The sequence below is a fragment of the Bradyrhizobium sp. UBA2491 genome, from assembly GCF_002341725.1.
In the GTDB taxonomy this organism is placed as follows: Bacteria; Pseudomonadota; Alphaproteobacteria; order Rhizobiales; family Xanthobacteraceae; genus Bradyrhizobium.
On the sequence record NZ_DDOP01000019.1, the window covers coordinates 1 to 18,284 of the forward strand.

15 protein-coding genes are annotated in these 18,284 nt (G+C 65.2%); 9 read left to right on the forward strand and 6 right to left on the reverse strand.

The genetic code is table 11. The features are described from left to right. Nucleotides 1–124 precede the first annotated feature (124 nt). From B2W55_RS06225 to ugpB, 3 genes are all read right to left on the reverse strand, one after another. A complete protein-coding gene (locus tag B2W55_RS06225; RefSeq protein ID WP_024578941.1) occupies nt 125–1,747 on the reverse strand; it encodes an ABC transporter substrate-binding protein in 1,623 nt (540 codons plus the stop codon). A 245-nt stretch (nt 1,748–1,992) separates the two neighbouring features. After that, the gene (locus B2W55_RS06230; RefSeq protein WP_024578940.1) at nt 1,993–2,940 is read right to left on the reverse strand and encodes an aminoglycoside phosphotransferase family protein; all 948 of its coding nucleotides are present in this window, start codon (nt 2,938–2,940) and stop codon (nt 1,993–1,995) included. Nucleotides 2,941–3,142: 202 nt separating this feature from the next. After that, complete coding sequence (gene ugpB / locus B2W55_RS06235; RefSeq protein WP_244442116.1) at nt 3,143–4,462, reverse strand: sn-glycerol-3-phosphate ABC transporter substrate-binding protein UgpB; 1,320 nt, start codon at nt 4,460–4,462, stop codon at nt 3,143–3,145. A gap of 213 nt (nt 4,463–4,675) precedes the next feature. Here ugpB and B2W55_RS06240 point away from each other — a divergent pair, with 213 nt between their 5' ends. The 6 genes from B2W55_RS06240 (at nt 4,676) to B2W55_RS06265 (ending at nt 14,254) form a co-directional block, all read left to right on the forward strand. Continuing rightward, entirely contained in the window at nt 4,676–5,635 is a 960-nt protein-coding gene (locus B2W55_RS06240) for a TRAP transporter substrate-binding protein (RefSeq protein WP_043855360.1), read from the forward strand. 34 nt (nt 5,636–5,669) lie between these two features. Further along, nucleotides 5,670–7,736: a sensor histidine kinase gene (locus B2W55_RS06245; RefSeq protein ID WP_029878778.1), complete on the forward strand. Its 2,067-nt coding sequence runs from the start codon at nt 5,670–5,672 to the stop codon at nt 7,734–7,736. Further along, nucleotides 7,706–9,454, forward strand: coding sequence for an ATP-binding response regulator (locus tag B2W55_RS06250; RefSeq protein ID WP_024578936.1), 1,749 nt, complete (start codon nt 7,706–7,708; stop codon nt 9,452–9,454). Before B2W55_RS06245 ends, B2W55_RS06250 begins: the two co-directional genes overlap by 31 nt. Then, nucleotides 9,451–10,188: a response regulator gene (locus tag B2W55_RS06255; protein ID WP_024578935.1), complete on the forward strand. Its 738-nt coding sequence runs from the start codon at nt 9,451–9,453 to the stop codon at nt 10,186–10,188. The genes B2W55_RS06250 and B2W55_RS06255 overlap by 4 nt, the downstream gene beginning before the upstream one ends. A gap of 129 nt (nt 10,189–10,317) precedes the next feature. Continuing rightward, on the forward strand, nt 10,318–13,380 hold the full coding sequence (gene polA, locus B2W55_RS06260; RefSeq protein ID WP_024578934.1) for a DNA polymerase I: 3,063 nt from the start codon (nt 10,318–10,320) through the stop codon (nt 13,378–13,380). A 238-nt stretch (nt 13,381–13,618) separates the two neighbouring features. After that, complete coding sequence (locus B2W55_RS06265; protein WP_024578933.1) at nt 13,619–14,254, forward strand: LysE family translocator; 636 nt, start codon at nt 13,619–13,621, stop codon at nt 14,252–14,254. A 166-nt stretch (nt 14,255–14,420) separates the two neighbouring features. Here B2W55_RS06265 and B2W55_RS06270 read toward each other — a convergent pair whose 3' ends face one another. Next, on the reverse strand, nt 14,421–15,047 hold the full coding sequence (locus B2W55_RS06270; RefSeq protein ID WP_024578932.1) for a glutathione S-transferase family protein: 627 nt from the start codon (nt 15,045–15,047) through the stop codon (nt 14,421–14,423). Between the two features lie 191 nt (nt 15,048–15,238). Here B2W55_RS06270 and pyrE point away from each other — a divergent pair, with 191 nt between their 5' ends. Both pyrE and B2W55_RS06280 read left to right on the forward strand, forming a co-directional pair. After that, nucleotides 15,239–15,802 carry an orotate phosphoribosyltransferase gene (gene pyrE, locus B2W55_RS06275; protein WP_024578931.1) on the forward strand — a complete coding sequence of 188 codons (564 nt, stop codon included), beginning with the start codon at nt 15,239–15,241 and terminating at the stop codon, nt 15,800–15,802. 205 nt (nt 15,803–16,007) lie between these two features. Then, on the forward strand, nt 16,008–16,796 hold the full coding sequence (locus B2W55_RS06280) for a DUF2865 domain-containing protein (protein ID WP_029878777.1): 789 nt from the start codon (nt 16,008–16,010) through the stop codon (nt 16,794–16,796). A 26-nt stretch (nt 16,797–16,822) separates the two neighbouring features. On the opposite strand, the gene B2W55_RS06285 is transcribed toward B2W55_RS06280, so the two are convergent. Beyond that, nucleotides 16,823–17,254 carry a hypothetical protein gene (locus tag B2W55_RS06285; RefSeq protein ID WP_024578929.1) on the reverse strand — a complete coding sequence of 144 codons (432 nt, stop codon included), beginning with the start codon at nt 17,252–17,254 and terminating at the stop codon, nt 16,823–16,825. A gap of 185 nt (nt 17,255–17,439) precedes the next feature. On the opposite strand from B2W55_RS06285, the gene B2W55_RS06290 reads away from it, so the two are divergent. Next, nucleotides 17,440–17,730: a GIY-YIG nuclease family protein gene (locus B2W55_RS06290; protein WP_024578928.1), complete on the forward strand. Its 291-nt coding sequence runs from the start codon at nt 17,440–17,442 to the stop codon at nt 17,728–17,730. Nucleotides 17,731–18,019: 289 nt separating this feature from the next. On the opposite strand, the gene B2W55_RS06295 is transcribed toward B2W55_RS06290, so the two are convergent. Further along, entirely contained in the window at nt 18,020–18,253 is a 234-nt protein-coding gene (locus B2W55_RS06295; protein WP_024578927.1) for a hypothetical protein, read from the reverse strand. Between the last annotated feature and the right edge of the window lie 31 nt (nt 18,254–18,284).

Genomic DNA, 18,284 nt, shown 5'->3' on the forward strand with positions numbered 1-18,284 from the left:
CTTGTCCGGGACGACGAAGTTCTTTTGCCATATGCGAATGCCCTCCCCCGCAAGGGGGGAGGGAGCCTGAGGGGTGTGCTCACCTCACTTGCACACGCGCATGCATCGCGAGCCCGCATCACCCTCACCCCTTCGCCATCGCGCGATAATCCAGGCGGCGGTGGAACCAGTATTCGTAGCCGGAGATATTCTTCTGCATCGCGACGTTGACGAAGGGCTGGTAGAGCGGGATGCGCGGGATGTCGGCGAAGGCGAGATCGACGAAGCCCTTGACGTCGGCGTCGTAGGCCGCGGTGTCGCCATTGGCGGCGGCGATACGCGCGCCGTCGATGAGCTTGTCCATCGCCGGCGACTTGTAGCTCATGGTGTTGAAGATCGAATTGTTGCCGTGATAGCACCAGTAGAAGAAGTACTCGGGGTAATCGAGCCAGCCCGAGAACACGTTGGTGAACAGCGGCATTTCCTTCTTGGTGAGCTCGGTGCGCCAGTTGGCGCCGGGCACCTTGTTGATCGTGGTCTTGATGCCGAGCTGCGCGAGGCTCTCCTGCACCAGCACGCAGAGCGGCTCGTTGACCCCTGCGAAATTCAGGTCGAACGAGATCGTGGTCTCGAAGCCGTTGGCGTAGCCGGCCTCCGCAAGCAGCGCCTTGGCCTTCTCCATGTCGGTGTTGTATTTGGTCGGCTGCGGCCAGGCGACCTCGGTCGGCTTGTCCTTGGCGGCGCCGAACATCGGGTTGGCGAGGCCGAACAGCACCGCATCCATGATCTTCTGGTACGGCATCGCATAAGCCATCGCCTGCCGCACCTTCGGATTATCGAACGGCGGCTTGGTGACGTTCATGCCGATGTACTGGATGCCGTTGGAGAACGGCAGCGAGACCACGTTGAGCTTGCCGTTCGCCTTCATCTCCTGGAAATCCTTGAACGGCAGTTCGTAGGAGATATCGGCATCGCCGCGCTCGAGCAGCGCACGGCGGTTGCCGGCCTGCGGCACCATGCGCCAGATCACGCGCTTGATCTTCGGCATCGGGCCCGAGACCCAGTCGTCGTTGCGCTCCATGACGACTTCGGTGCCGGCGGTCCATTTGGTCACCCTGTAGGCGCCGGAGCCCGCGGTCTGCTGCTTGGTGAATTCGAGACCCCACGGATCCTTCTCGCTGGCGTTCTTCTTGACCAGCTCGGAGTTGACGACGCAGGGCACGATCACGGCGAGATCGGGCATCGTCAGCCTGTCCTTGGTCAGGAAGTCGACCCGCACCGTATGGTCGTCGACGACCACGAACTGCTCGGGCTTGGTCAGCGAGCCCGCGCTCATCTGGAAGGTCGGGAAGCCGCCGACGCTGACCGCGCGATCGAGCGACCATTTGACGTCCTTCGCCGTGACCGGCGTGCCGTCGTGGAATTTGGCGTTCTTGCGCAGCTTGAAGGTCGCCGACATGTCGCCGACGTTGAAGTCCTCGGCGAGCTCGGGCTTGAACTTGTCGCGGTCGTAATAGGGCACGCCGCCCGGGCCGCTCTTCATCTCGTGGCTGATCAACCGGTCGTAGCAATTCCACGACACCTCGTAGCCGGGCACGTTGGTGCCGACGCCATGGATATCGAGATTGTTGGGGCCGCCTTCCGAGACGATCAGCAGCGTCTCGGAGCGCGCGTCGGCGTTGGCCGGCGACCAGATCGCCGGCGCGGTCGGCGCCAGCGCCCCCGCTGCCAGTCCGGATACCGATTTGAGGAAATCACGACGCTTCATCTGTTGCTCCAACGCCCTTAAGAACGGCCTTGGAACTCAGATCGCAAGGATTGTGCCAACCCTTAACGAATGCTTATGAGGTACTAACACGATGGAAATACGAAGAGAATCGTAGAAGGTATACTGATCTGGCGGTTCCTGACGCGCTCGCCATTGCATACAAAGGGAAGCTAACTGCTCAACGAATGAGCACAATCCGAATGATGCCCGCTTTCTGACCGGCGATCGACATCGCCGCGCAAAGACTAATCCGGCCAGATCAACTCCTGCAATTGCACGAAGTCATCGACCCGGTCCGGCCAGCCGGCAATGCAGATGTGCCGGAGCGGATCGCTGGCCGAGTGCAGCATCATCAGCGCCATCAGCCGCCGCTTCAGCGTGAAATTCACCTCGCTGCGCGGGATGCCGAAGCCGTCGAACAGGCTGCGCACAAGGCTCGGATGCCCGGCGGCCATGAAGGCGCTGGGGCCGAGCAGATCGTACTCGCCCCATCCGGTGCGGACATCGCCGAAATCGAACAGGCCGGCGACATGCCAGCCGTCGGCCCGGCGCCCGAGCAGGAAATTCTCCGGGATGTACTCGCCGGTCAGGATCACCGGCGGCGCCTGCATCGGGATCAACTCAGTGGCGTCGCGCAGCAGATCATCAAGCGAGGCGAGGAATTTCGCCGGCAGACCGAGCCGCTCGTGCCGTGCCCGGCACTGCGCGATCTGGCCGCGCATGAACGCGTCCCAGGGTTGCCCGGTCGTCAGCAGGCGGCCGGGCGGCACGCGCTGCACCTCGGCGATCACGGCGCCGATCTCGCCGAGCACGCGCTCCCGCTCCGCCTCCGACAGCGACGGCCACACCTCCGAACCGACCGTGCCGGCGAGGCGCGTGATGACGAGATAGGGCCAGCCGTCACGCTCGCCTTCCGCGGCCAGATCGGGAATCGGAACGCCGAGCCGACCGCGCAATTCCGCCAGCGCGGCGCGCTCGGAGACGAATTGCGGTCGCAGGAAAGGCGGGAACAGCTTCAGGATCAGGTCGCCGTCGAGCCCGATCACGAGATTGGTGCCGGTCGAGAACACGTGCGGCGCGGCACAGGACAAGCCATGGCCGTCGGCGATGTCGCGCGCGACCGGCAACCAGCGCGACGTGTCGCCGCGCCAGGCGCGGTAGGTGTCGTAATCGGTGATGGGTGGAAGCGACATTTCGGGGTCGTTGTAGCCGGGATGAAGCAAAGCGCAATCCGAGCTACAATTGTTGTTCGATTATTTATCCCCGTCATCCTGAGGAGCGCGTAGCGCGTCTCGAAGGATGAATCGGCCCCGCTGGTGGCCGTCGATCCTTCGAGACGCCGCTTCGCGGCTCCTCAGGATGACGGAGAAGCAGTTTAGCAGACCAGACGGCCCATCACCGGTCCGGATTGGCGCGCTCGAACTGGCGCAGCAGGCGATTGCCGCGCTCGACGGCATTGTCCATCGCGGCCTGCGCGGAGCGCTTGCCGGCGAACACCTGCTCGAGTTCCTCCTCGATCACGTCGCGGATCAGGACGAACGAGCCGAGGCGGACGCCCTTCGAATTGTCGGTCGGCGGCTTCAGCGTCACCTCCTCGATCGAAATCTCGGAGCCGGGATTGCGATCATAGAAACCCTGCGCGCGGGTCAGATCGAACGCGGCGCGGGTGATCGGCAGATAGCCCGTGTTCTGGTGCCAGGCGGCCTGCACGTCGGGCCGCGACAGATAGGCGAAGAACTTGGCGACGCCGGCATATTCGGCCGGCGGCCGGTCGCGCAGCACCCACAAGGTCGCACCGCCGATGATCGAATTCTGCGGCGCGCCCTGCACGTCGGGCTCATACGGCATCATGCCGTAGCCGACCTCGAATTTCGAATTGGCCTGGATGTCGGCGCGCGTCCCCGACGAACCGATGAAGATGCCGCATTCGCCCTTCTGGAAGCGCGGCTCGGCCGCCTGCCCGCGGCCGCTGTAATCGAAGGTCTTGTCGGCCTGCCATTGCGCGAGCTGCGCGATGTGACGCAGCACGATCGGGTTGTTGAAGACCAGCTGCGCGTCGAGCCCGGCAAAGCCGTTGGCCCTGGTCGCGATCGGCAAATTGTGGAAGGCCGAGAAGTTCTCGACATTGATCCAGGACGGCCATGACGTGGTGACGCCGCACATCGCACCCGCCGCACGCAATCGCTTGGCGGCGATGCCGAGCTCCGGCCAGGTCTTCGGCGGCTGGCTCGGATCGAGCCCGGCCGACCGGAACATATCCTTGTTGTAGTAGAGGATCGGGGTCGAGGCGTTGAACGGAAACGACAGCATGTTGCCGTCGACATCGGCGTAGTAGCCGGCCACCGCGGGCAGATAGGCCGACGGCGTGAACGCCTCGGACTGATCGCGCATCAGCTCGTACACCGGATAGATCGCGCCGCGGGCCGCCATCATGGTCGCGGTGGCGATCTCGTTGACCTGAACGATTGCCGGCTGGCTGCGCGAACGGAAGGCGAAGATCGCGGCCGTCACGGTCTCGGTGTAGTTGCCCTTGTAGGCCGGCACGATCCGGTAGTCGGATTGCGAGGCGTTGAAGTCGGCGGCGAGCTTCTCGAGCTGCTTGCCGAGCTCGCCCGACATCGCGTGCCACCACATGATCTCGGTCGCAGCTTGCGCAGGCGACACAAGCAGAAGGACCGCGACGGCGAGTTGCAGGACTTTCAAACCGAACTTCACGACCAGCCGTTCCCGGATGCCAACACGTCGTCTTAAAGCGCCACAACCGCAGATTCAATCGACACCGCAGGTTGCATGACGGATTTAACGATTGCCCGATGGGCGAAGCTGCACGGTTCTGCTAAAAACCGTTGAACCTTTTCCGCCCGCCCTGGACACAAACCACAAGGGGAATTGTAGCCTGTGTACCGCCGCGCCGGACTCTCGCGGACCATGACGCTTGCCGTCGCGCTGTTGTGGGCAGCGGTTTCGACGGGCGCGGCTGCGCGTGAATTCCGCACCGCCGATACCCAGAACGAGGGCTATCCGACCGTCCAGGCGCTGGATTTCATGGGCCGCCTGATCGCCGAGCGCACTGCCGGCCGGCACCGGATCGTGGTGTTCCATTCCCGCCAGCTCGGCGAGGAGAAGGAGACGCTGGAGCAGACCCGGGCCGGTGCGATCGATCTGAACCGGACCAATGTCGCGCTGATCGGGACCAAGGTGCCCGCCGTGAACGTGCTGGCGATGCCGTTCCTGTTTCGATCGCGCGAACACCTGCAACATGTGCTCGACGGGCCGATCGGCAGCGAGATCCTGGCCGGTTTCGAGGGCCACGGCTTCGTCGGACTGGCCTTCTACGATTCCGGCGCCCGCTCGGTCTACAACAGCGTCCGCCCGGTGCGTTCGCTCGATGACCTCAAGGGGTTGCGTTTGCGCGTGCAGCAATCAGAACAGATGTCGGACATGATCCGCGCGCTCGGCGCCGAGCCGGTCGAAATGCCCTACGGCCAGGTGCTGACCGGGCTCACCAACAAGCTGATCGACGGCGCGGAGAACAACTGGCCGTCCTTCGTCACCACCGGTCACTACCAGCACGCCGGCTACTACACGCTGACCCGGCACACCGTCAGCCCGGACGTGCTGGTGATGTCGAGCAAGGCCTGGGCGAGCCTCTCGCCGGAGGAGCAGACCATCTTCCGCGAGGCCGCGCAGCGTTCCAGCCTCTATATGCGCGACAGATGGCGCGAGCTCGAGGAGCGCTCGCAGCGGCAAGCGGAGCAGGCCGGCGTCACGATCGTGAGCGACTTCGATCGCAGGCCGTTCGAGGCGGCGATGGCCGGCGTCTATGCCAAGGCCGAGCGCGATCCCGCGATGGCCGCGCTGATCGAACGCATCCGCAGCATGGAGTGACCGGATCTTGGCCGCACCGCAACAGGACGGGACGATGCGACGGCCGGCGGCGCTTGGGCCGCAGGGCCGTTTCCGTATCGTCCAGTTGCTGCGGGCGGTCCCGATCCGCTGGCGCATCCTCTCGATCGCGCTGCTCAACTCCGCGGTCGTGATCGTGCTCGCGGTGCTGATCTGGAACGGCTCGAAAGTGCTCGGCTCGGCCTGGGACGATGTCCGCCAGGTGCGGGAATCCGACAAGATCCTGGCCAGGCTCGAGAGCGAGACCAGCCGGCTGCAAAACCTGATCCATCGCTACATCAACCAGCCGAGCCCGGACCTGTTCGCGGAAATCCTGCTGCTGCGCGAGGCCGTGCTCGGCACGCTGACCAACCGGGCCTCGACCGATCCGATGCTGTCGGGCTCGGTCGAGCAACTGGAACGCGTCACCAGCCGCTTCCTCGACGGCTTCGGCGAGCTGCGCACGCTGCAAACCAAGATCTCCAAGACCTATGACGAACAGGTGCTGACGCCGACCAAGGACATGGCCGGTCTCTATTCGATCATCGAGGGCGCGACCGGGCATCGCGATGCCCTGATCTGGCCGGCGCTCGGCAAATCGCGCGAGGCGTTCACCTCGCTCCTGGTCGCCGCCAACGCCTATTATCTCTCGCTGGCCTCCTCGTCGGCCGAGGAAGCCCGCCGCAACATCGATACGATCGAGAAGACGATCCCGGTGATGACCGATCTGGCCGAGAACGATTTGCAGCGCATGGCGCTGGCGCGGCTCAAGGTCAAGACCGGCGAGCTGCGCGACGGCCTCGGCAGGCTGAGCGAACAGCTCACCAGCCGCACCGACCTGTTGCGCAACTCGATCGACGCCAGCCAGGCGGACGCGATCGGGGCGATCGACGATCTCTCGGTGAAGATGCGCCAGCGCGAGCAGAAGGCGCAGGAGACCTTCGACAAGACGCTGTCGTCGATCTCGCGGCGGGTGCTGTCGATCGCCGTGATCTTCCTCGGCATCATCATGTCCGCCGGCGTCATGATCGCACTGTCGATCCGGCTGCCGCTGGCGCAGATCCTGGCCGCGATGCGCGCGATCACCTCGGGAGACCTCGACCGGCCGGTGCAGGGCACCTCCACCAAGGACGAGGTCGGCGCGATGGCGCGCGCGGTCGAAGTGTTCCGCGAGAATGCGATCGCCAAGCGCAAGACCGAGGACGAGCTGCGTGCGGCCAAGGAGAAGGCCGAGAGCGCTTTGCTCGAGCTCAACACCGCGCAGCAGAACCTGATCGATGCCGAGCGCCTCGCCGCGCTCGGTGGCCTGGTCGCCGGCGTCGCCCACGAGGTCAACAATCCGATCGGCATCAGCCTGACCGTCGCATCGAGCTTCGCCCGTCGTGCCGAGATGTTCGAGAGCGACCTGAAGACCGAGCCGCTGCGCCGTTCCAAGCTCGATGAATTCGTCCGCAACTCGCGCGACGCATCGCAGCAGCTGGTCGCCAATCTGCAACGCGCCGGCGAGCTGATCCAGTCGTTCAAGCAGGTCGCGGTCGATCGCTCGCATGCCGAGCGCCGCCAGTTCGGCCTGAGCGAAGCCACCGACCAGATCGTGGCGAGCCTGCGCCCGGTGTTGAAGCGGGCCGCCATCACGCTGGCCGTCGATGTGCCCGAGGGATTGCTGATCGACGGCTATCCCGGTGCCTATGGGCAGATCTTAACCAATCTTTTCCTCAACGCCGTCAATCATGCCTTCGCCGACGGCCGCTCCGGCACCATCACGATCTCGGCACGCGGGCGCGGCGCCGATGATGTCGAGATCATCTTCGCCGACAACGGCGCCGGCATGACCCCGGACGTGCAGCGGCAGGCGTTCGACCCGTTCTTCACGACGCGCCGCAACGAAGGTGGTACGGGCCTCGGCCTCCACATCGTCTATAACCTGGTCACCCAGCAGCTCGGCGGACGCATGATGCTGGAGTCAAGGGTAGGACAAGGCACCACTTTTCGCATTATCATGCCCAGGATCGCCAAGGGGGCTGCCAAGGGCGAGCCCACGATCACTGACGCAGCAGCCGACGGAACCAGTCAATGGCCGAACAGGACGATGTCCTCCAACTGATCGACGACACCGAGAGCCCCCCGGAGGATTCGCCGGTACGAAAATGGAAGATCGCCGTGATCGACGACGATCACGCCGTCCATGAAGGCACCCGTTTCGCGCTCAGCGACTACAACCTGAACGGTGCGACGCTGGAGATCCTCTCGGCCTACTCTGCGGCCGAAGGCCGCACGCTGATGCGGGACAACCCCGACATCGCGGCGGTGCTGCTCGACGTCATCATGGAGACCGACGTCGCCGGCCTCGAGCTCGTCGAATACATCCGCAACGAGATCAGGAACGAGACCGTCCGCATCATCCTGCGCACCGGCCAGCCCGGCCAAGCGCCGGAGCGGCGCGTCATCGTGCAGTATGACATCAACGACTACAAGGCGAAGACCGAGCTCACCGCCGACAAGCTGTTCACGTCGCTGACCGCGGCGCTGCGCAGCTACCAGCAGCTCGAGCGCATGGTGCAGACCAGGCGCGGGCTCGAGATCATCATCGATGCCGCCTCGACGCTGTACGATTTCAAGTCGATGCAGCGACTCGCCGAGGGCGTGCTGACCCAGCTCGCCTCGCTGCTCAATGTCGATTGCGCCGGCATCCTGGTGCTGCGCGACGACGGCAACGCGGCCGCCTGCGACTTCTCGGTGCTGGCCTGCTCGGGCTGCTACAGCCGCTTCATCGGCACCACCTCGTCGCGGGCGCTCGATGCCGATCTCCGCCACATGGTCGAGGAAGCCTTCCAACGCCGCAAGAACGAGTTCGCCGACCATCGCAGCGTGCTCTATTCGCGCACCGGCTCTGGCCGCGAGGTGGTGGTGCTGTTGCAGGCCGAGCGCCAGCTTTCCGATACCGACCGCGCGCTGGTCGAGATCTTCTCCAGCCGGCTGTCGATCGCGTTCGACAACGTGATCCTGTACCAGCAGTTGCACGAGGCCAACACCCAGCTCGAGGACCGCGTCGTACAGCGCACCCGCGCGCTGATGCAGGCCAACCGGCGGCTGTCGGCGCAATGGCTGCGTTTGCAGCGCGCCAACGGCTTCAAGAACGAGATCCTCGGCACCGTCGCCCACGACTTGAAGAATCCGCTCGGCGTCATCCTCGGCCGCACCGAGATGCTGACCGAACTGATCGGCGCCGGCTCGCCAAAGGAGAACGTCACCGCCCAGGTCGAGCACATCCGCGATGCCACCAAGCGGCTGACCTCGATGGTCGACCACCTGATCTCGGATGCGATGGCGGACGCGTTCGACATCACGATCCGCCGCGAGCCGGTCGATGTCGCAGCCCTGGTCAACGAGGTCACCGAGGCCAATCTGCCCTCGGCCGTCAACAAGCAGCAGAGCATCTCGGTCTCCGGGCCGCAGCATTTCGTCACGATGTGCGACGCCGACCGGATCCGCGAGGCGATCGACAACCTGGTCAGCAACGCCATCAAATATTCGCCGATCGGCGGCAAGATCACGGTTGGGGTCAGTCACGAGGGCGAGGACACCGTGATCCGCATCGCCGACCAGGGTCCCGGCCTCAGCCCGGAAGATCTCAGCCGGCTGTTCGGCCGGTTCCAGCGGCTGTCGGCCAAGCCGACCGCGGGCGAGAGCTCGACCGGGCTCGGCCTTTCGATCGTCAAGCGCATCATCGACATGCATGGCGGCCATGTGACCGCCCAGAGCCCCGGCCCCGGACAGGGCTCGACCTTTACGGTTACACTGCCGGCGACAGAGACATCATGAGCCAGAACCCGCATATCTTCATCGTCGATGACGAGGCGCCGGCCCGCGAGATGGTCGGCGACTATCTCAAGATGCATGGCTTCGGCGTGACGCTGTGCGACGGCGGCAAGAGCCTGCGCAAGGAGATCGAGAGCAGCACGCCCGATCTCGTGGTGCTCGACCTCAACATGCCCGAGGAAGACGGGCTCTCGATCATCCGCGACCTCAAGAGCAAGATCAACGTCCCCGTCATCATGCTGACAGCTACTGCCAGCCCGATCGACCGGGTGGTCGGCCTGGAGCTCGGCGCCGACGATTATGTCGCCAAGCCCTGCGAATTGCGCGAGTTGATGGCGCGGATCCGCTCGGTGCTGCGGCGGAGCGGGCCGGCCAAGACCGCCGCGCCGGAACCAGCCGGCGCCAAGGCTGAAAAGGAGCAATTGGTGCGGTTCGGCACCAAATGGCTCGATCTGGAGGCCCAGGCGCTGCGCGACGACGAAGGCAACGAGCATCCGCTGACCGCTTCCGAATTCGGCCTGCTGAAGGTGTTCGCCGCCAACCCGAAGCGCGTGCTGTCGCGCGAGCGGCTCTTGGAACTGGCCAATGCCCGCGACGCCGAAGCCTTCGACCGCGCCGTCGACCTCCGCATCATGCGCATCCGCCGCAAGATCGAGTTCGATCCGACCAAGCCGTCGGTGATCCGCACCATCCGCGGCGGCGGCTACCTGTTCTCGCCGACCGGCGACAAGGCTTAGCTCTCCTCGGCGACGTCCCGAGTTGATCGTCGTCCCGGCGAAGGCCGGGACGACAATTGCTTGTGTGGCAAGAGCGGATTCTACGACGCACAGGCTGTCAATTCGCGCAAAAATCCCTAAGTTTCGGCCATGCCGAAAACAGCCTCCAAAGACCCCGCCAAGCCAGCTGAAAAGCCCGCTCCGAAGACCGCCAAGCCCGCCGCCGCCAAGCCGGTTGCGAGCAAGCCGGCGGCCAAGGGCGACCATATCTTTCTGGTCGACGGCTCGGGCTACATCTTCCGCGCCTATCACGCGCTGCCGCCGCTGAACCGCAAGTCCGACGGCTTGCAGGTCAACGCCGTGCTCGGCTTCTGCAACATGCTGTGGAAGCTCTTGCGCGACATGCCGGCGGACAACCGGCCGACCCATCTGGCGATCGTGTTCGACAAATCCGAGATCACGTTCCGCAACAAGCTCTATCCGGATTACAAGGCGCACCGGCCGCCGGCGCCGGACGATCTGATCCCGCAATTCGCGCTGATCCGCGAGGCGGTGCGCGCCTTCGACCTGCCCTGTCTCGAACAGGTCGGCTTCGAGGCCGACGATCTGATCGCGACCTATGCGCGGCTCGCCAGCGAGCGCGGCGCGTCGACGACGATCGTCTCCTCCGACAAGGACCTGATGCAGCTCGTCTCCGACAAGGTCTTGATGTACGACACCATGAAGGATCGCCGCATCGGCCGCGACGAGGTGATCGAGAAGTTCGGCGTGCCGCCGGAGAAGGTGGTCGAGGTGCAGGCGCTGGCCGGCGATTCCACCGACAACGTGCCCGGCGTGCCCGGCATCGGCGTCAAGACCGCGGCACAGCTGATCATCGAATACGGCGACCTCGATCAGCTCCTGTTCCGCGCCGGCGAGATCAAGCAGCCGAAGCGGCGCGAGGCGCTGCTGGAGAATGCCGAGAAGGCACGTATCTCGCGCCAGCTCGTGCTGCTCGACGACAAGGTCGACCTCGAGGTGCCGCTCGACGACCTCGCGGTGCACGAGCCCGACGCGCGCAAGCTGGTCGCCTTCCTCAAGGCGATGGAGTTTTCCACCCTCACCCGCCGCGTCGCCGACTACGCGCAGATCGACCCGGCCAACGTCGACGCCGATCCCGGCAACAAGAGCGGCGCCAGCGTGTTCTCGCCGCTGCCGCCGTCGGATGTCACGCCGGCACAAGGCGATGCACCCGCATCGGCCGCGGCGCCGGCCGCGAGAACCAAGCCGACCGGCGCGCGCGACGACAAGAACTCCAGCCTGAAGGGCACGCCGGCCGCGCTGGCCGAGGCCCGTGGCGAAGCGATCCGCAAGACCGGCTTCGATCGCAAGGCGTATCAGGCGATCACCAGCCTCGACCAGCTCAACGCCTTGATCGCCCGCGCGCATGACGCCGGCTATCTCGCGATCGAGGCGATGTCGGAATCGATCGACCCGATGCAGGCCGAGCTCGCGGGACTGGCGCTCGCGGTGGCGCCCAACGACGCCTGCTACGTGCCGCTCGGCCACCGGGAGGCCGGCGGCGGCGCGGGCCTGTTCGACGCCGGCCTCGCGCCCGGCCAGATCAAGACCGCCGACGTGCTGACGGCGCTGAAGCCGCTGCTGGAGTCCGCTGGAGTCCAGAAGGTCGGCTTCAACGTCAAGTTCACCTCGGTGGCGCTGGCGCAGCACGGCGTCACGTTGCGCAACATCGACGATGCGCAGCTGATGTCCTATGCGCTCGATGCCGGCCGCGGCTCGCACGCGCTGGAACAGCTCGCCGAACGCTGGTTCGGCCATGCCGTCGTCAATTACGGCGGCCTCGTCGGCAGCGGCAAGGGCAAGCTGACCTTCGACCAGGTCACGATCGACAAGGCGACCGAATACGCCGCCGAAAGCGCCGACGTGATCCTGCGGCTGTGGCGCGTGCTGAAGCCGCGCCTCGTCGCCGAGCGGATGACGACGGTCTACGAGACGCTGGAGCGGCCGCTGGTGTCGGTGCTGGCGCGGATGGAGCGCCGCGGCATCTCGATCGATCGCCAGGTCCTCTCGCGCCTCTCGGGCGATTTCGCGCAGACCGCGGCGCGCGTCGAGGCCGAGATCCAGGAGATCGCCGGCGAGCCGGTCAATGTCGGCAGCCCCAAGCAGATCGGCGACATCATCTTCGGCAAGATGGGATTGCCCGGCGGCACCAAGACCAAGACCGGCGCGTGGTCGACCACCGCGCAGGTGCTCGACGATCTCGCCGAGCAGGGCCACGAATTCCCGAAGAAGATCCTGGAGTGGCGCCAGGTCTCGAAGCTGAAATCGACCTACACCGATGCGCTGCCGACCTATGTCAATCCGCAGACCCATCGCGTCCACACCACCTACGCGCTGGCCGCGACCACCACGGGACGGCTGTCGTCGAACGAGCCGAACTTGCAGAACATCCCGGTGCGCACCGAGGATGGCCGCAAGATCCGCCGCGCCTTCATCGCGACGCCGGGCCACAAGCTGGTGTCGGCCGATTACTCCCAGATCGAATTGCGGCTGCTCGCCGAGATCGCCGACGTGCCGGTGTTGCGCCAGGCGTTCCGCGACGGGCTTGACATCCATGCGATGACAGCATCGGAGATGTTCGGCGTCCCGATCAAGGACATGCCGAGCGAGGTGCGCCGCCGCGCCAAGGCGATCAATTTCGGCATCATCTACGGCATCTCGGCGTTCGGCCTCGCCAACCAGCTCGGCATCGCCCGCGAGGAAGCCTCGGCCTACATCAAGAAATACTTCGAGCGCTTCCCCGGCATCCGCGCCTACATGGACGAGACCAAGGACTCCTGCCGCCGTAACGGCTATGTGACGACGCTGTTCGGCCGTAAGATGTACTACCCCGACATCAAGGCCTCCAACGCCTCGGTGCGCGCGTTCAACGAACGCGCCGCGATCAACGCGCGCTTGCAGGGCACCGCGGCTGACATCATCCGCCGCGCCATGATCCGGGTCGAGGACGCGCTCGCCGAGAAGAAGCTCTCGGCGCAGATGCTGTTGCAGGTGCATGACGAACTGATCTTCGAGGTGCCCGACAACGAGGTCGCGGCGACGCTGCCGGTGGTGCAGAGGGTGATGCAGGACGCGCCGTTCCCGGCCGTGCTCCTGTCGCTTCCGTTGCAGGTCGATGCGAGAGCCGCGAACAATTGGGACGAGGCGCATTAGACTCGGCTCGCCCCGGTCTCTCATCGTCATTCCGGGGCTCGCCGCAGGCGAGAACCCGGAATCCATTCATCCGCACGTGATGTGGCCCGATGGATTCCGGGTTCGTGCTACGCACGCCCCGGAATGACGATGAGAGGCCGGAGCGAGCTGCAAACCACATTGCTCCGAGAGCAATTCCCGCATGGCCGCGCATCGGATGACACGCTAGAAGTGTGCGTATCCCCTCGCGAGACCCATCATGCCCCATACCTCCGCTATGCTCGGCTTTGCGCTCGTCTCGCTTGGCATGGTGCTGACGCCGGGTCCGAACATGATCTATCTGATCTCGCGCTCGATCACGCAGGGGCCGGCGGCCGGCATCGTGTCGCTCGGCGGCGTCGCGCTCGGCTTCGTGTTCTACATGCTGTGCGCGGCGTTCGGCATCACCGCGCTGCTGTTCGCGATCCCCTATGCCTATGACGCGCTGCGCTTCGCCGGCGCGGCCTATCTCCTCTGGCTCGCGTGGCAGGCCCTGAGGCCCGGCGGCCGCTCGCCGTTCCAGGTCAAGACGATGAAGGTCGACGGCCCGCGCAAATTGTTCGCGATGGGCTTCGTCACCAACCTCCTGAACCCGAAGATCGCGATGCTCTATCTGGCGCTGCTGCCGCAGTTCATCGACCCGACCGGCGGCAGCGTGCTGACGCAGTCGCTTGCGCTGGGCTCGATCCAGATCGCGATCAGCGTCAGCGTCAATGCGATGATCGCGCTCGCCGCCGGCTCGATCGCCGTGTTCCTCGGCACCCGCCCGACCTGGCTGCTGGTGCAGCGCTGGCTGATGGGCACCGTGCTGACCGGGCTCGCAGTGAAGATGGCGCTGGAGGCGCGGCGGGCCTAATAAGTACCCTCTCCCCTTGTGGGAGAGGGTGGCGAAATCGAGCGGAGCGAGATGAAGCCGGGTGAGGGGTCTCTCTCCACTCGGCGAAATCTCGCAAGCGGAGCCAACCCCTCATCCGGCGCTTCGCGCCACCTTCTCCCACAGGGGGAGAAGGGAAGAGCGCCCCTCAATCCAGCTTCGCTTCCATGCCCCGCTTGGTCGCGGGGCGGGCCATCAGCGCCTCATACCAGCGCTTGACGTTGGGGAAGTCGGATAGCTCGACCTTGTGGCGCGGATGGCGCCAGGCCCAGCCGAGGATGGCGAAATCGGCGACCGAGAGATCGCCGGCGACGAAATCGCGGCCGTCGAGCCTGCGGTCCAGCACGCCGTAGAGCCGCCGCGTCTCGGCCATGTAGCGCTTCAGGCCGTAGGCGCGGTCCTGCTCGTTCTCCAGCGCGATGAAATGATGCACCTGGCCCGGCATCGGGCCGAAGCCGCCCATCTGCCACATCAGCCATTCATAGACCGGAATCCGCTCGGCCAGCGGCTTCGGCAGGAACTTGCCGGTCTTCTCGCCGAGATAGAGCAGGATCGCGCCGGATTCGAAGATGCTGACCGGCTTGCCGCCGGGGCCGTCGGGATCGACGATCGCCGGGATCTTGTTGTTCGGGCTGATCGCGAGGAAGGCAGGCGCCATCTGCTCGCCCTTGCTGATGTTCACCGGGATCACCTTGTAGGGCAGCCCCATTTCCTCCAGCGCGACCGAGATCTTGCGGCCATTGGGCGTGTTCCAGGTGTGCAGCTCGATGGTCATTTCCGCTTCCCTCGCAAATATTTGGCGCCTGCTTTAGGGGGAACCGGAGACGCGGACAAGCCGTGCCGTTCGCAAGCGTGCCCGCCGAAATCGCGGCACAGGCACTGTTGACGGCCCGGTTTCCACGCTGGAATGTGCCGGTGACCGCCGATAGATTGCCGGCCGCCTCAAACCCCCAAGGGAAAAAGCCTTTGTCCAAATCAGCCTCCCGCGCCCGCCTCGCCGAGATCATCCGCAAGCGCTCGTTCGGCCGCGGCGAGATCACCTTGGCGTCGGGCCGCAAGAGCGACTTCTATTTCAACCTGAAGCCGACGATGCTCGATCCCGAGGGCGCCGCGCTGCTCGCCGAGCTCACCTATGAGGCGCTGAAGGACGACAGGCTCGATTTCGTCGGCGGGCTCGAGATGGGCGCGGTGCCGCTCGCCGGCGCGATCGCACAGCTGTCCTGGCTGAAGGGCCATCCGATCGCCGCCTTCTTCGTGCGCAAGAAGCCGAAGGAGCACGGCGCGCGGTTGTCGGTCGAAGGCCTCGCCAAGGGCGAGACGCTGGTCGGCAAGCGGATCGTGATCGTCGAGGACGTCACCACGACCGGCGGCTCGGCGCTGAAGGCAGCGGAAGCCGTACGCGAAGCCGGCGGCGAGATCGCGCTGGTCTTCACCATGGTCGACCGCGAGGAAGGCGCGACCGAGACCTTCTCCGAAGCCGGGTTGCAGTTCCGCGCGCTGTACAAGGCCGGCGAGTTCCTGAAGGACTGACGGTCTCTCGTCTCCCTCGCCCCGTTCTTACGGGGCGAGGTGCAGAGAAGTCCGCGCGACGTCGACTTCTTCTTGTGACGCGGTCACGCGCAATCAATCGCTCGTTTACCATCCCGTCTTAAGGTGAAACCGCCGGGGCATTCATCGCCGCGGCGTGGCGCGTCGGGTGGAGTTGGCGTTGCGTACAGAGTTCAATGATCGGCGCATGCGGCGCCGCGTGATGCTTGCCGCCGCAGCGTTTGCGGGTTCCGTCGTGGTCCTCCCCGCACCCGTCTCGGCCGAAGGGCTGTTCGACTTCTTCTTTGGCGGTGCCCAGAAGCAGCAGGGCCGGCAGGCTCCGCCGCAGGCCAATTTCTTCGCCGACCCGTTCGGCCTCAACCAGCAGCCGGAACGGCAGCCATCCGCGCCCGTCTCGGCGCCCCGCGTGGCCGGTTCCGGACCGGCCTATTGCGTGCGCAGCTGCGACGGCAAGTATTTTCCGCTGACGATGCGCGGCAACGCGACGCCGGCGCAGCTCTGCCAGGCGTTCTGCCCGGCGAGCGCGACCAAGGTGTATTACGGCAGCCATATCGACAGCTCCGCATCGAGCACCGGCGAGCGTTACGCCGACAGCGAAAACGCCTTCGCCTATCGCAAGGCGCTGCGCGCCGACTGCACCTGCAATGGCCGCGACCCTGCGGGGCTCGCGCCGGTCGACCTCGCGCTCGATGCCTCGCTGAAGGCCGGCGACGTGATCGCGACCACCGACGGCCTCGTCGCCTATACCGGCATCCGCGTCGGCAATGAGCAATCGTTCGATTTCACGCCGGTCGCCTCCTATCCCGGATTGACCGCGGCGGTGCGGGCGCGGCTCGGCGAGATGAAGGTCGCGCCGGTCAGCGCCGAACTCGCAGGCGACGCGCCGCTGCCGGAAACCAGCCGCGATGTCGCGCCGTCCACCGTCGTGCCGAAGGGCAACACGGCAAAGTCGGGCAAGCGGGCCGACGCGAACTGACGGCGCAGGCCGTCACGTCGGCAATATCAGCGTGCCACGATCACGCCGATCACGTTCGGCGCCGCCAGGTATTTCTCCTCGATCGCGGCGCGCGCGGCGGCACGGTTCTCCGGATTGAGGATGCCGCGCTTCTCGGCGAGGATCATCCAGCAATAGCCCCACCAATCGGTCAGCATGCCGTGGTCGTCGACCAGGTCGTAGCCCTGCTCGGCGGCGAACAGGCGCGCATGCGCCTCGTCGAGCGAGTCGAGCCAGGCGTGGTCCTCGAGCGAGAACAGATCGTCGCTGAAATCGTCCGTGGTGTAGCCCCAGATCGACATGCAGACCGCGTTGAACTCGCGATCGAGCTGGTCGTCGTCGATCGCCTGGCGGCGCGAGGCCAAATGCAGCCGCGACAGCGAGCGGGCAAAGTCCGCGATGCGGGTGAGAGCGAACTGATCGAAGGCGATGGTGGACATGTAGTCCTCGCGGAAGCTGGGAGACCCTAGATATTGTATCGGCACAGCGCCGAATCATAATGATATATCAAAGACTTGCTAAAGTGTTCTTAATTCGTTCTAGTTGCCATCAACAGCGTCGCCCCGGCGAAGGCCGGGGCCCATAACCACCGCTGTCGGACAGTTCACATGATCGGTGCCCTGGAATGGATGCCGCAGTCTATTACGTCTACATCCTTGCGAGCCGCCGCCACGGAACGCTCTACATCGGCGTCAGCAATGATCTTCGCAATCGGCTTACACTCCATCGCTCCGGACGCGGCTCACAGTTCGTCAAGAAGTACGGCGTCACGCGACTGGTTTACGTCGAGACCTACGCTTCACCACAGGAGGCGATTGCACGCGAAAAGGCGCTGAAGGAATGGCGCCGTGACTGGAAGGTTCGCCTGATCGAGCAAGACAATCCGGAGTGGAGCGACCTGTCCCATCTTCTCTGACGGCTGTGGTTATGGGCCCCGGCCTGCGCCGGGGCGACGAATTGCGGTGACTGCCTTCGCCCCACAAGAGGAACGCCTGATCGCGCCCATAACGCTGCCCCAAAAGCATACGGGCCGCTGACGCTGTCAGCGGCCCGTCGAAAAATTGCTTCGGAATGAAATGCGTCGGAGCTCAAAAATGTGCCCGCCCCACGAGCGACAGGTGCGGTTGTAAAGAACTCGTTAAGCCTTGGAAATCCGTATCACCACGGTGTTCCCGAGCGCGCGTGAAGACACGTTGCGCGCTCGTTCAATTCGCGGCCGACAGCAGTTTGTCGCCGCATGCGCTCGCGTAGAACCTGCCGCCGCATTGCCGCTTGATGGCGGCGCAGCGCGCGGCCGGCGATGCATTCTGCGAAACGCTGAAGCCGCAGGTCAGGCCGTCGGCGCTGCGGCCGGTCTTGCCGGCGGCAAACGCTGCACTGGTGGCGGTGATGCAGATCACCAACAGCGCGGCGGCGGCGATCTCGATCAGCAGTCTCATCACGCTTGCTCCGCAAAAACTGTCGCAAAAT